At 63.9% G+C, this 13,530-nt stretch carries 14 protein-coding genes; 10 read left to right on the top strand and 4 right to left on the bottom strand.

Features of this window, described 5'->3' with window-relative positions:
• Positions 1-19 precede the first annotated feature (19 nt).
• The 5 genes from AIOL_RS20515 to AIOL_RS20495 all read left to right on the top strand — a co-directional run bounded on the left by AIOL_RS20515 (position 20) and on the right by AIOL_RS20495 (position 6,352).
• On the top strand, positions 20-1,687 hold the full coding sequence (locus AIOL_RS20515; protein WP_049644692.1) for a formate--tetrahydrofolate ligase: 1,668 nt from the start codon (positions 20-22) through the stop codon (positions 1,685-1,687).
• Positions 1,688-1,978: 291 nt separating this feature from the next.
• Positions 1,979-2,965: a Bug family tripartite tricarboxylate transporter substrate binding protein gene (locus AIOL_RS20510; RefSeq protein ID WP_049644691.1), complete on the top strand. Its 987-nt coding sequence runs from the start codon at positions 1,979-1,981 to the stop codon at positions 2,963-2,965.
• 78 nt (positions 2,966-3,043) lie between these two features.
• Positions 3,044-3,562 (top strand): tripartite tricarboxylate transporter TctB family protein, encoded by a 519-nt coding sequence (locus AIOL_RS20505; protein ID WP_235439112.1) that lies wholly within the window; start codon positions 3,044-3,046, stop codon positions 3,560-3,562.
• A gap of 12 nt (positions 3,563-3,574) precedes the next feature.
• The gene (locus tag AIOL_RS20500; RefSeq protein ID WP_049644689.1) at positions 3,575-5,128 is read left to right on the top strand and encodes a tripartite tricarboxylate transporter permease; all 1,554 of its coding nucleotides are present in this window, start codon (positions 3,575-3,577) and stop codon (positions 5,126-5,128) included.
• A gap of 87 nt (positions 5,129-5,215) precedes the next feature.
• A complete protein-coding gene (locus AIOL_RS20495; RefSeq protein WP_049644688.1) occupies positions 5,216-6,352 on the top strand; it encodes an alkane 1-monooxygenase in 1,137 nt (378 codons plus the stop codon).
• Between the two features lie 146 nt (positions 6,353-6,498).
• Here AIOL_RS20495 and AIOL_RS20490 read toward each other — a convergent pair whose 3' ends face one another.
• Both AIOL_RS20490 and AIOL_RS20485 read right to left on the bottom strand, forming a co-directional pair.
• Positions 6,499-7,209, bottom strand: a complete 711-nt coding sequence (locus AIOL_RS20490; protein ID WP_049644687.1) for a winged helix-turn-helix domain-containing protein — start codon at positions 7,207-7,209, stop codon at positions 6,499-6,501.
• Between the two features lie 10 nt (positions 7,210-7,219).
• Positions 7,220-7,462 (bottom strand): hypothetical protein, encoded by a 243-nt coding sequence (locus AIOL_RS20485; protein WP_049644686.1) that lies wholly within the window; start codon positions 7,460-7,462, stop codon positions 7,220-7,222.
• Between the two features lie 178 nt (positions 7,463-7,640).
• Here AIOL_RS20485 and AIOL_RS20480 point away from each other — a divergent pair, with 178 nt between their 5' ends.
• The 3 genes from AIOL_RS20480 to AIOL_RS20470 all read left to right on the top strand — a co-directional run bounded on the left by AIOL_RS20480 (position 7,641) and on the right by AIOL_RS20470 (position 10,004).
• Positions 7,641-8,054 carry a hypothetical protein gene (locus AIOL_RS20480; protein ID WP_049644685.1) on the top strand — a complete coding sequence of 138 codons (414 nt, stop codon included), beginning with the start codon at positions 7,641-7,643 and terminating at the stop codon, positions 8,052-8,054.
• A gap of 121 nt (positions 8,055-8,175) precedes the next feature.
• Positions 8,176-8,790: a ribonuclease HII gene (locus AIOL_RS20475; protein WP_049644684.1), complete on the top strand. Its 615-nt coding sequence runs from the start codon at positions 8,176-8,178 to the stop codon at positions 8,788-8,790.
• 122 nt (positions 8,791-8,912) lie between these two features.
• Positions 8,913-10,004 (top strand): site-specific DNA-methyltransferase, encoded by a 1,092-nt coding sequence (locus AIOL_RS20470; protein WP_049645580.1) that lies wholly within the window; start codon positions 8,913-8,915, stop codon positions 10,002-10,004.
• Between the two features lie 114 nt (positions 10,005-10,118).
• Here the strand turns inward: AIOL_RS20470 and AIOL_RS20465 are convergent, their stop codons facing one another.
• On the bottom strand, positions 10,119-11,453 hold the full coding sequence (locus AIOL_RS20465) for a vWA domain-containing protein (RefSeq protein ID WP_049644683.1): 1,335 nt from the start codon (positions 11,451-11,453) through the stop codon (positions 10,119-10,121).
• 80 nt (positions 11,454-11,533) lie between these two features.
• On the opposite strand from AIOL_RS20465, the gene AIOL_RS20460 reads away from it, so the two are divergent.
• Both AIOL_RS20460 and AIOL_RS20455 read left to right on the top strand, forming a co-directional pair.
• Positions 11,534-12,289 carry a DUF6502 family protein gene (locus tag AIOL_RS20460; RefSeq protein ID WP_152912615.1) on the top strand — a complete coding sequence of 252 codons (756 nt, stop codon included), beginning with the start codon at positions 11,534-11,536 and terminating at the stop codon, positions 12,287-12,289.
• Positions 12,289-12,498, top strand: coding sequence for a hypothetical protein (locus AIOL_RS20455; RefSeq protein WP_049644681.1), 210 nt, complete (start codon positions 12,289-12,291; stop codon positions 12,496-12,498). The genes AIOL_RS20460 and AIOL_RS20455 overlap by 1 nt, the downstream gene beginning before the upstream one ends.
• A 2-nt stretch (positions 12,499-12,500) precedes the next feature.
• Here AIOL_RS20455 and AIOL_RS20450 read toward each other — a convergent pair whose 3' ends face one another.
• Entirely contained in the window at positions 12,501-13,508 is a 1,008-nt protein-coding gene (locus AIOL_RS20450; protein WP_049644680.1) for an NAD(P)H-dependent flavin oxidoreductase, read from the bottom strand.
• Positions 13,509-13,530 lie beyond the last annotated feature (22 nt).

Below are 13,530 nucleotides of genomic sequence, written 5' to 3'. Positions count from 1 at the left end.
GCCTATGCCGGAGTAAGAAATGTCCGATATCGAAATCGCCCGCGCTGCAAATAAGAAGCCGATCCAAGAGATCGGCGCCAAGCTCGGGATCCCGTCCGAAGACCTGCTGCCCTTTGGCCACGACAAGGCCAAGGTCAGCGCCGAATTCATCAAGGCCCAGGCCGACAAAGAGGACGGCAAGCTGATCCTGGTCACCGCGATCAACCCCACCCCCGCGGGCGAGGGCAAGACCACCACCACGGTGGGCCTTGGCGACGGGCTGAATGCGATCGGCAAGAACGCCTGCATCTGCATCCGCGAGGCCTCTCTTGGGCCGAACTTCGGCATGAAGGGCGGCGCCGCGGGCGGCGGCTACGCCCAGGTGGTGCCGATGGAGGACATGAACCTCCACTTCACCGGCGACTTTCACGCCATCACCAGCGCGCACTCGCTGCTGGCGGCGATGATCGACAACCACATCTACTGGGGTAACGAGCAAGAGATCGACCTGCGCCGGGTGGCCTGGCGCCGCGTGGTGGACATGAACGACCGCGCCCTGCGCAACATCAACGTCTCGCTGGGCGGGGTGGCGAATGGCTTCCCGCGCGAGGGCGGGTTCGACATCACCGTGGCCTCCGAGGTCATGGCGATCCTCTGCCTGGCCAATGACCTGGCCGACCTGCAAAAGCGCCTTGGCGACATGATCGTGGCCTACCGCCGCGACCGCTCGCCGGTCTACTGCCGCGACATCAAGGCCGACGGCGCGATGACCGTCCTGCTGCAGCAGGCGATGCAGCCCAACCTGGTGCAGACGCTCGAGAACAACCCCGCCTTCGTGCATGGCGGGCCCTTCGCCAACATCGCGCATGGCTGTAACTCGGTCGTGGCCACCAAGACCGCGCTGAAGCTGGCCGATTACGTGGTGACCGAGGCGGGCTTTGGCGCCGACCTGGGCGCCGAGAAGTTCCTCAACATCAAGTGCCGCAAGGCGGGGCTGAGCCCCGACGCCGTGGTCATCGTCGCCACCGTGCGCGCCATGAAGATGAACGGCGGCGTCAAGAAGGACGACCTGGGCGCCGAGAACGTGGCCGCCGTGAAGGAAGGCTGCGCCAACCTGGGCCGCCACATCGAGAACATCCAGAAGTTCGGCGTGCCCGCCGTTGTCGCCATCAACCACTTCGTCACCGATACCGAGGCCGAGGTGCAGGCCGTCAAGGACTACGTCAAGGACATGGGCGCCGAGGCCGTGCTGGCGCAGCACTGGGAGAAGGGCAGCGAGGGCACCAAAGAGCTGGCCACCCGCGTCTGCGCGATCATCGACGAGGGCAAGTCCGACTACGCGCCGCTCTATAAGGACGAGCTGAGCCTCTTCACCAAGATCGAGACGGTGGCGAAAGAGATCTACCGCGCCGACGAGGTGATCGCGGATGCCAAGATCCGCAACCAGCTGAAGGACTGGGAGGAGCAGGGCTATGGCAACCTGCCGGTCTGCATGGCCAAGACGCAGTACAGCTTCACGACCGACCCGACACTGCGCGGCGCGCCCACCGGGCATTCCGTGCCGATCCGCGAGGTGCGCCTGAGCGCCGGCGCCGGTTTCGTGGTGGTGGTCTGCGGTGACATCATGACGATGCCCGGCCTGCCGCGCAAACCCGCCGCCGAGTCCATCCACATCAACGACGCAGGCCAGATCGAGGGCCTGTTCTAGGTTGTGACCCGGCGCATCAACATATCACGCAGCTTGCCCCGGCCCAGCGCCGGGGCGGCTCTGGTGCGCGCCGACCGACCCTTTCCCAACACGCCACGGATCTCACCGGACGGTTGTTCGCCATATTGGGCCGACAGCCTCTGCGCGATGTTGCCAAACGCCAATCAGGCGATAAGATCAAAATATAACAACGCAAGGGAGGACAGGCGGGCCTAGAATCGAACAGTCCAAGCCACCGAAGGCCCCGCAAGAGGGCCGCTGCGGCATTCACCTACTTACTGGGAGGAAGAAATGTCTTTAACCAAACGCACTTTTGCGGGTCTTGCCGCCGCGGCCGTTATGGCCTTTGGCATGGGGCAGACGGCTACGGCCGGAAGCCACGCGTTCGAGCCAAGCAAGCCCATCGACTTTGTGATTATGGCCGGTAAGGGCGGCGGAGCTGACAAGATGGCCCGTCTTATGCAATCCATCATCGAGCAAGAGGGCCTATCCTCGCGCCCCGTGGTGCCAACCAACAAGCCCGGCGGCTCTGGCGCCGAAGCGCTTGTGCACCTGAACTCCGCCACGGATCCCGATCACACGATCATGGTGACGCTTAATTCGTTCTTCACCACGCCGCTGCGCCAGCCTGGCCTGGGCGTTGATATTATGACCTTCGCGCCGATCGGGCGGATGGCCGAGGACACCTTCCTGCTTTGGGTCCACAAGGACGAGGGCATCACCAGCTTTGACCAGTTTGTCGAAGAGGCAAAGTCGCGCGGCTCTGGCTGGGTCATGGGCGGCACCGGCAAGAACTCGGAGGACAACATCATCACCGACCACCTGAACGCCACGTTCGGGCTGGACATCAAGTACATCCCCTACAAGGGCGGTGGCGAGGTGGCCAAGCAGCTGGCCGGTCAGCAGATCACCAGCTCGGTGAACAACCCCTCCGAGGCGCTGGGCTTTTACGAGAGCGGCGACGTGATCCCCCTGGTGGCCTTCACCGACGAGCGGCTTGCGCTGTTCCCGGACGTGCCGACGCTGAAAGAGACGGGCAACGATTTCAGCTACTTCATGCAGCGGGCCGTTGTCGGCGCGCCGGGCATGTCGGACGAGGCGCTTGGCTACTACAACAACCTGTTCCAGCAGGTGTTTGAGACCGACGCCTGGCAGGAGTATCGCACCAAGAAGGCGCTGCTTGGCGCCAAGATCGAGGGCGACGAGCTGCGCGCGTACTGGGAAACCCAGCGCAACCGGCACGAGGGCATCCTGAAAGCCTCTGGCGCAATCAACTAACAAGAAACGTGGGATGGGGTTGAACCCCATCCTACACCTGATTCAGGTGGGGAGTTACCTTTGAGACGAGCGGAAATCGTGACCGCAGCATTCCTTGCGCTGCTGTCGCTCTACTTCATGTGGGAAGCTGGCGAGCCCAGCGTAAACGCCTGGGACCCGGCGCTACAAAAACGGTTCGGCAATATCGGCTGGACGGACGAAGGCCCCGGGAGCGGATTCTGGCCCTTCTGGTTGAGCATGATCATGTTCCTGTGCTGCGTATGGATCGCCGCGAACTGGTTCCGGCGCCTGTCGCCGCCCAGCCAGTCCGACGCGCCGTTCCTGGACAGCTACGGCAAAAAGATGCTGGCCCTGGTCGGCGGCGGCGTGTTCGGGTTCCTGATCTTGATCGGGCTCATCGGCTTCTACGGCGCGATGTTCGTATTCATGATGTACTACCTTCTGGTGATCGGGCGCCACCGGCTGAGCGTCTCGCTGGCGATCTCGGTGGCCCTGCCGGTGGTATGCTTTTTCTTCTTCGACGTGGCGATGCGGATCTTCTTGCCCAAGGGCTACCTAGAACCGCTCTTCATCCCACTCTACGACATCTTCTTGTGAGGGACTGACCCTATGGACGTGCTGTTTTCCCTCGGACAGGGAATCTTGGTGGCGCTGGAGCCGCTGAATCTCGGACTGGCAATTCTGGGCGTGGTCGTGGGGCTCTTCGTGGGCGCCATGCCGGGTCTGGGCTCGGTGAATGGCGTGGCGATCCTGCTGCCCTTCACCTTCGTGATCCAACAAATGACGGGCTCGGCGACCTCGCCGATGATCTTCCTCGCCGCGATCTATTATGGCGCCATGTATGGCGGCGCGATCTCTTCGATCACGCTGGGCATACCGGGGGCCTCGACCGCGGTGGCGACGACATTCGACGGCAGGCCCATGGCGCTGCAGGGGCGCGCGGACCGCGCGCTGGTCACCGCCGCGGTGGCGAGCTTCGTCGGCGGCACCATCGCCAACATCCTCTTCACCGCCTTCGCGCCGCCGCTCGCCTTTGTGGCGCTGAAATTCGGCGACCCAGAGATCTTTGCCCTGATGCTGCTGGCCTTCGCCACCTTCGTGGGGCTGGGCGGGGACGACATCCCCAAGACGATCTTCTCGATCTGCTTCGGGCTGGTGCTGGCCACGGTGGGCTTTGACATCATCTCGGGCGAGCCGCGCCTGCTGTTCTTCGAGGTGCAGGGCGAGAACCTGATCCCCGGCCTGAACGCGGTGAACTGGTTCAGCCGAGGCATCCAATTCCTGGTGCTGGCCATCGGGGTCTATGGCATCGGCGAGATGATCTGGACGATCAACTCGTCGCGCGACGGGGTGAAGATGTCGGAGGTCAACGTGAGCTTTTCGCGCATCATGGCCTCGATCCGCAACTTCCCTGAGGCCTGGAAGGGCACCACGATTGGCTCGCTCTTGGGCTTCTTTGTGGGCATCCTGCCCGCCGCCGGCGCGACCCCGGGCTCGCTGATGAGCTACGGCGTGGCCAAGATGACCTCCAGGAACCCGCAGGAATACGGCAAGGGCGCGGTGGACGGCGTGGCGGCACCGGAGGCGGCGAATAACTCGGCCTCCACCGGCGCGATGCTGCCGATGATGACACTGGGCATCCCCGGCTCGCCAACCACGGCGGTGCTGCTGGCGGGGATGGTGATCTGGGGGCTGCAGCCGGGGCCCGCGCTGTTCGCCGAGCAGCCGGATTTCGTCTGGCCGCTGATCGGGTCCTTCTACATCTCCAACGTGGTGGCCCTGCTGGTGAACCTGGCCTTCATCCCGCTGTTCCTGTGGATGCTGCGGATGCCGTTCACGATCCTCGCACCGCTGATCTTCGTCTTGTCGCTCGTGGGCGTCTACGCGGCATACCAGAACATCTATGACGTCTGGTTGATGGTGATCATCGGCTTCGCGGCGTTCTTCTTGCGGATGCTGGACTACCCGCTGGCGCCGGCGGTGCTGGCCATCGTGCTGGGGCCAATCGCCGAGCCCAAGCTGCGGCAGTCCCTGCTGTTCTCGGACGGCAGCTTTGACATCTTCTTCACGCGGCCCATCGCAGCACCGATCACCATCATCGCGCTGATCCTGCTGTTCCTGCCGCTGTTGAAGCTGATCCGCGACAAGCTGAGAGGGAGTTAGGTGCCGCTGCGTCCCAATAATTGCCCCGTTCACAGTTTGGCCCTAAACTGCGGTTAATTGGGGCGCATTAGCACCGGAGCAGGACCCATGATCACTCAAGCACAGATGGCCAGCATCAGCCGCGCGCTGCCGTTCTGGCTGTCGCTTGGGCTCGTGCCCCTGGCGGTGATCGGCGCGCTGCTGGGCGGCTGGACGGTGCTGTTGCTGCCGCTGGCGGGCTGGGGGCTGTTCTCGTTGCTGGACTTTGTGACCGGGCTGGAGACCGAGAACGCCGACCTGGATACGCCCGAGGACGACCTCTTTTGGTACCGGCTGGTCACGCTGATCTGGTTCCCGGTGCAGCTTGCGCTGCTCTTCTGGCTGATCTGGTACGCCGCCGACGCGCCGCATCTGAGCTTTATCGAGAAGTTCGGGCTGTTCTTTGGCATGGGTGTGATCTCTGGCACCGTGGGCATCAACTACAGCCACGAGCTGATGCACCAGAAGAACAGGCTGGAGCGCTGGCTGGGCGATCTGCTTTTGGCGATGGTCATGTATGGGCATTTCCGGTCCGAGCACCTGCTGGTGCATCACCGCTACGTGGCCACACCGCGCGACCCGGTGACGGCGCGGTACAACGAGGGGTTCCACCGCTTCTTTCCGCGCGTGCTGTGGCAGTGTTGGTGGTCGGCCTTTAAGGCCGAGCGGGCGATGCTGGCCCGCAAGGGCCTGCCCTGGCACCACCGCTCGAACCCGTTTTGGCGCTACTGGGGCCTGCAGGCCGTGTTCTGCGCCCTGGCGCTGTGGCTCGGCGGATGGCTGGGGCTGTACTTGTTCCTGCACCAGGCCTTCGTGGCGGTCTGGCAGCTTGAGCTGGTGAACTACATCGAGCATTACGGGCTGACGCGCAAACACCTGGGCAACGGCAAATACGAGCACGTGCTGCCGCGCCATAGCTGGAACGCCGCGCATAAGGCGTCAAACTGGCTGCTGATCAACCTGCAACGGCACTCTGACCACCACTACAAGCCCGACCGGCGGTTCCCGCTGCTGCAGAACCATACTGAGGCGGATGCCCCGCAGCTGCCCTATGGCTACCCGGTGATGACCCTTGCGGCGATGGTCCCGCCGCTCTGGCGGCGCGTGATGAACCCGCGCGTGCGCAAGTGGCGTGCGATTTATTACCCAGAGGTCACGGATTGGAAGGCCTATTCCAAGGCCGACAATCCGATGCCCGTGCGGTAACAAAACTCTTTCAAGAGTTTTGCAAATCTATTCCAATAGATTTGGTTGCGCTAGAATTTGAGCGCCCTCTGGAAGGAGCTCAATCCTGGGCGGTCTGAAACTCTGATTTCAGAGTTTCGCAAATTTCTTCCAAGAAATTTGCCGCCTCACACCATCTGGATCACGTCCTTGTCGATGGACAGCATATAGCCCTTCCGGGCCACGTTCTTGATCAAAAGCTCGCTGACCATCTGATTGCCCAGCGAATCGCGAAGCCGCTTGATTCGCGTCGCACCAGAGGCTTCGTCGCAATCCGCGGCGTTCTTGCCCGAGATCATCGCCTCAATCTCGCTGCCCGACAGCATCTCTTCATCCATCCGCGCCTCGGCCAGCACCGCCAGCGTTTCGATGGCCGCGCCGGTTAGGGCGAACTCCATATTGTTGAGGTAGACCTTGCGTTCTTCCCGGCTGATCAGAAGCGAACTGACCTGGATGCCCGAGCGTTCGATCTGCCCCATGCGCCGGTTCAGCGCGATAATGGTGATCAGAAACACCAGGCAGGCGATCAAGAGCGCGGTAGAGAAAACGAGCAGCACAAAGATCACCTGCCGGTAGCTCACCAGCACCGCGGCGAAGGAGGTGCCGCTTTCGGCCAGGATCTCTAGCAGCTTTATCTCGGACTCAGAGGTCAGGTTGTCATTCTCCACAAATATCCGCTCCACCCGGTCATTGAACGCGTTCGCGTCGGGCAGGTTGATGAAGAGAAGAATGGAGGCCGTCAGCAGGATCAGGACGATCCCGGCCAGCCCATAGGCCACCACCCGGTTGCCATAGCGGCGGGTGGCGGCTGCGTCTGCGTTTTGGTCAACCAGGCTCATGGCCTGGATGTTAGCCGCTTTGGCGCACCGAGAGAATGCTCAATAATTCCCAGCCCCGGTTGGCCAGCTGCGCCCGAACGGCGGACTGCACACCGGCGGGGGTGCAGTTGCTGCCCTGGACGGTCACCGTGCCATAGTCGAGGCGCAGGGGCTGCGTGTTGCGTTTCGCCTTGTACTCGGCCACGCAAGCAGCAGAGGCCGTGGAGGCGGCGAGCGCCCAGAGGAGCGCAGATATGTAAAGGGTGTGTCTCATGCCCCGATATCTGCCCCCAAGCGGAATGTTATTCAATAACAGACCCCATGTTTTAAGGCGTTATTGGATATCGGCGCGGCGATATTGCTTAGCCGGGGTCGGAGGCCCGAAATGGTTGGCATCAACACCGCCCGCCCCTTGGAATTCGGGGCTGCCTGTCCAAGAAAGGACCGAACCCATGACCAAACGTCTCCTCGTGACGATCCTCGCCGCCTCGATGGCCCTGACCTCAGTTTCCACCGCGCCCGCACGCGCCGCCGACAGTGGCGAGCTGGGCCGCTTTCTGTTGGGCGCTGGCGCGCTTGTGATCATCGGCAGCGCGCTGTCGAACCAGAACAAGCGCCGCCACACCCAATACACCACCGTTACGCCCACGCATCCGCGCAAGGTCGTGCCCAGCTTCTGCATGCGCCAGAGCCGCTTTGACGACGGCCCGCGCCGCTTCTTCGGCAAGCGCTGCCTGCGCAACAACATGCGCAAGGACTTCCACGCGCTGCCCGGGCACTGCCAGCGGACCATCCGCACCCATAACGGCAACCGCCGGGTGTTTGGCGCGCGCTGCCTGCGCAAGAACGGCTGGGTCTTTGGCTAAGCGCCCCTGATCCGTCGAGCAGTGGCCCGGTCTTGCCGGGCTGCGTTTCCGGGGCAGGTCAAAGTTGCGGGTGACCTGCCCCGGAATTGACTTAGGCGCATCGCTTGGGTCAGGAGAAGGCATGAAAAGACCCGCACCCACCCTAGAGTTTGAGCAAGCCGCGCATCAGCGCGGCTTTACCCGTGTCTGCGGCGTGGACGAGGTCGGGCGCGGTCCCCTCGCGGGGCCGGTCACCGCCGCCGCCGTGGTCCTGGATCCTGACAACATCCCGCCGGGGCTGGCCGACAGCAAGACCCTGACGGCCCAGCGCCGCGTCGCGCTGGCGGAGGATATCCACGCCAACGCCCAGGTCTCGATCGCGCATGCCACCGCAGCCGAGATTGACGAGATCAACATCCTACAGGCCAGCCTCTTGGCGATGCGCCGCGCCATCAGCAGCCTGGAGGCGCCGGCGGATTTCGCCCTGGTGGATGGCAACCGCCTGCCCGTGGGCATGAACATCCAGGGCCTGCCCGTGGTGAAGGGCGACGCGCGCGTTTTGTCCATTGCCGCGGCGTCAATTGTGGCAAAAGTTTGTCGCGACGAGATCATGGAGTCTTTGGCGCAACAATTCCCCGGCTATGGCTGGGAGCGAAACGCCGGATACCCCACGCAGGAGCACCGCGATGCGCTCAAGAACCTTGGCGCGACCCCACATCATAGACGCAGCTTCAAGCCCGTCCACAATATCTTGTAGCAACACTTTTTTATAACCTTTTGATTCAAAATAACATTTGACTGCGAATCCCCTCTGACTCATCTTCGCAGTCAATAACGACGCCACGAACGGCGCGGAAACAGAGGCAGACAGGTCCAATGATGACCAAGACTATGGAAGCGGCAGAATTGCCGCTGAACACTATTATTGCGCAAGATTGCGTGGAGGCGATGAACGCGCTCCCGGCGGGTTCGGTTGACCTGATTTTCGCCGATCCGCCCTACAACCTGCAGCTCAAGTCAGAGCTGCACCGGCCGGACAACTCCAAGGTCGACGCGGTGGATGACCACTGGGACCAGTTCGACAGCTTCAAGGCCTATGACAAGTTCACGCGCGAGTGGCTGGCCGCGGCGCGGCGCCTGCTGAAGCCGCATGGCGCGATCTGGGTCATCGGCAGCTACCACAACGTGTTCCGCATGGGCGCCGAGCTGCAGAACCAGGGCTACTGGATCCTCAACGACGTGGTCTGGCGCAAGTCCAACCCGATGCCGAACTTCCGCGGCAAGCGGCTCACCAACGCGCATGAGACGCTGATCTGGGCGTCGAAATCCGAGGGCGCGAAATACACCTTCAACTACGAGGCGCTGAAGTCGCTGAACGAGGGCATCCAGATGCGCTCTGACTGGGTGCTGCCGATCTGCACCGGGCATGAGCGGCTGAAGGACAGCAACGGCGATAAGGCGCATCCGACCCAGAAGCCCGAGAGCCTGCTGCACCGCGTGCTGGTCGGCACGACCAACCCCGGCGATGTCGTGCTGGACCCGTTCTTTGGCACCGGCACCACGGGCGCTGTGGCCAAGATGCTGGGCCGCAACTTCATCGGGATCGAGCGCGAGGCCGCCTATCGCGAGGTCGCCGAGCGGCGGCTGTCACGGGTGCGCCGCCTGGACCGCTCGTCCTTGCAGGTCTCCACCAGCAAGCGCGCCGAGCCGCGCGTGCCCTTCGGCCAGTTGGTCGAGCGCGGCATGCTGCGCCCCGGCGAGGTGCTGACCAGCCCCCGCGGCAAGACCGCCAAGGTGCGCGCCGACGGCACGCTGGTCGCCGCCGAGGTGACCGGATCGATCCACCAGGTCGGCGCCGCTCTGGAAGGCGCGCCAAGCTGCAACGGCTGGACCTACTGGATGTACAAAAGCGACGGCAAGCAGATGCCCATCGATGTGCTGCGCCAGCAGATCCGCGCCGAGATGAATTAGGCAACTAGAACCATAAGTTTACCGCCAGTGCCTGTGGCCTGACCACGGTACAAACTATCCCCGCCGAGCAACCGTTCGGCGGGGATTTTTTCGGGGCGAAGGGTGATCCGCGGGTCAGTTTTTGCACACACCATTCTGGTATGTCCCGACCTCGCGGATCACCGCACTGCTCGGCGCCTCTTGCCGAATGCCTGTCAATTCCGAGACCAGCACCCGCCGCATCAGATCCTTCAGCGCGGTCACGCGGTAGCAAGAGATGCTGGGCTCGGCATGGGCGTGCCCTACGCCGCTGTCATCGGTTAGGAAGATGTAGCGTCCGTTCGTGGCGAGCGCTGCCTGGCGCATCAGGAACTCTGATTCTGCGGCCACGCCGCTAGCGCCAAGCCCGAAGATCTGCACGTTCTTACCCGCGGCCATCGCGGCGGCGTCAACATAGCGGGAAGCATCGCGGCTATGCGGAGGGGCGTCGGCGATGTGGAATAGGATGCGCTTGCCCTGCCCACGGCGCCAATTCTGACCAACACCTGTCGCCAGTGCCTTGGCCGCGGCCTCGGGGTAGTCGCCGCCACCCATTGCATTTTGCTGCCGCAATGCGCGTTGGATCTGCCCGGCGCTAAGATCCATGCCGAAATTCCTGACCTCGTACACGTCGCCCTTATCCCGGTAGACCACCAGCCCATAATTGACGTCGATATCACCCGCTTGACGCCTTGCCTGCCGCACGATGCCGCGCATCTCCTTGGTTAGCCAGGCAAGCTCGTCGCCCATGCTGCCGGTGGTATCCACCACGAACATCAGGTCCAAGAAATCCGGGCGCGCGGGCAGCGTGGCGGGCATGGTCACCTGCACCGGCGCGTCCTTGGTGGTCAGCATCGCGCTGATTGCGCCCTGCTGGTCGCCCCGGAAGGCGCGCAGCTCGAAAATGCCCGCGCTTGAGGCGCCGTGCATGCGCGGGAACACCGTCACGCGCCCGCCCACGCCGGAATAGCCATCAAAGAAGGGCTCTGCCTTGCCCTTGCGGCGCAGGGTGACCCGGACGCCCGGCAAGGGCGTGCCGTCCGGCGCCACCAGCCGCGCCTGCAGCGGGTCGCCCAGGCGCGAGGCCGGCAGGCCCGTCTCTGTCGCCGCGCGCTTGGCGTAGCGTTGGAACGCCGCCATGTTCAGCCCATCGTCAATATCACCAGCTGTAATGACCCCGGTCCGCGGGAGGGTTGGGGACGCACCAACGGACCGGGGTGCGGGCGCGGCAGAGACCTCCGCCGCGCCGGTATCGGCAGAGAGGGAGGGCTCTGCCAGAACAGGTTCTGGAGCGACCAACGCGGGTTCGTCGAAGACGTTGGCGCCTTCGCAAGCCGTCAGCACAAACACCGCCGCGGCGCAAAGGGCGAGGGGGGACGTAAAGAGCCCCTTGGGCCGGAGGGGGTTGGCGGTGTTTGTGCTGTGGATCATTGGTGTCTCCAGAAAATGTGTAAAACGCACATATTATGATTCGCTTGCCTTTGTAAAGACAAATGTGCAAATTGCGCATTATGTTAGATGTGCTCGACCCGATCTTCTCCGCGCTGGCCCGACTGATGGTCGCGCGTGGCGTGCTGTTCCCCGATCTCGCTGAGCGGATGAAGGGGCATTACGTGCGCGCCGCCACCGCCCAGGCCGACGGCAAGGTGACCGATAGCCGATTGTCGGTGATGACGGGCCTGCAGCGCCGCGACGTGGCGCGCCTGCGCGACGCGCCCACGCGTGAGCCGCGCATGAACCACCTCTCGCGCCTCGTGGCGCTTTGGCAGACCGAGGACGGCTATCATGTAGGCGGTGAGGCTCAGCCTTTGCCCAAGAACGGCCCCGCGCCGTCCTTCGAGGCGCTGGCCTTTGAGGTCCGCAAGGACGTGCACCCGCGGACCATGCTGGACGCGCTCCAGGCCGCGGGCACCGCCCGTGTCGATGCCGCCAGCGGAGAGGTCGAACTGCTGGAGAAATCCTACCAGCCGCTGTCAGGCTCGGACGACCAGCTTTCTTACCTGGCAAAGAACATGGCCGACCACATGTCCTCGGCCAGCGAGAATGTCCAAGGCCAGACCCCGCCGCATTTCGAGCGCGCGGTGCATTACACAGGTCTGACAGAGGCCCAGGTGACCGAGCTGCGGGCCGTGCATGCCGAGGCGCAGATGGCGGTCTTCCTTGACCTTAGCCAGCGCGCCACGGCAATGAAGGCCCAGAACGACGCCAACGCCGCGCATAGGTTCCGCGCCGGCGGGTATTTCTACGACAGGGAAGAAACGGATTGATGCGCAAAATTTTATGGAGCTGCACCGCGCTGCTGGGGCTCGCCGCGTTGGCGGGATGCGCGCAACTCGAAGAAGAGCCGATCATGGTGGAACCGGTCGTCATCTCTGAGGCCGAGGATTGCGCGATCGTCAGCGAGGACGGGATCGGCGGCACCGGCTGCCCGGCACAGGATGTCGTGATCACCCGCTCCGCGACACGGCCCTGGTAAGACTAATCATCGATGCGGCGCGCGCCGGCGAGCCCGGCAAGCGTTGCTTCTGCCTCTGCGACGATATCGGCGATGATCTCTGCGGCGGGCTGGCGGCGCTTGACCAGGTGCACGCCCTGACCGGCCCACATCGACAGCGCCTCTATGTCACCCTGGACGCCCGTGTTTGGCGTGATCGACTGATAGCGCTGCACAGCGCCGCTGCGGTCGCTCTGCGCGATGATCTCGCCCTCGCCGGGACGTGCGCCTGTCTGTGGGCTCCCCGCGTCAAGCCAGGCCCGCACCGTGCTGTTTTTTAGGACCCGATGCGGGGCGTCGGGCCATCCCACATTAAAGAGGTTGTCAAAATGCGCGGTGTCGGCCTCGGTCGCCCGGACAAGCCCGCGCATGTAGTCCGGATGGGTCAGCGCCTCTTGCGCTGCAAGGAACCGCGTGCCGATCCAGGCGCCCGAAGCGCCCAGGGCGAGCGCCGCGGCCAGCCCACGCCCATCGGCGATGCCACCGGCGGCGATTACAGGCACGTCGCCCACCGCGTCCACAACGGCGGGCACGAGGGCCATCGTAGAGACGTCGCCCCGCACGTGGCCACCCGCCTCCCAGCCTTGCGCGCAGACCGCGTCCACGCCCAGCTCCACCGCCGCTGCCGCCGAAGCCGCCGTGGCGGCAGTAAAGATCACCTTGGCGCCGCCCTTTTGAGCGCGCGAAACGAACGCCCCGGGCGACTGCCAAAAGAGCGAGATGATCGGCACGCCTTCCTCAAGGCAAGCGTCAAGATGCGCCTCGCTGGAGAACTCCATATTGAGGTTAACACCAAAGGGGCGGTCGGTCAGCGCCCGGATCTCGCGGATCCCGTCGCGCAGCGCGTCATCGTCCAGGTGCCAGAGCGGCGCCAGCCCCAACCCGCCCGCGTTGCAAACCGCGGCCACAAGCTGTGGCGAGACCGCGCCGGCCATGGGGGCGAGGGCGATCGGGAGCTGCACCCCCATCAATTCGCAGAACGACGTCTTCATCACGGCCTCCTTCGGGAGCGTG

The sequence above is a fragment of the Candidatus Rhodobacter oscarellae genome, from assembly GCF_001078595.1.
In the GTDB taxonomy this organism is placed as follows: Bacteria; Pseudomonadota; Alphaproteobacteria; order Rhodobacterales; family Rhodobacteraceae; genus Rhodobacter_B; species Rhodobacter_B oscarellae.
This window is presented reverse-complemented; position numbering and strand designations above follow the sequence as displayed.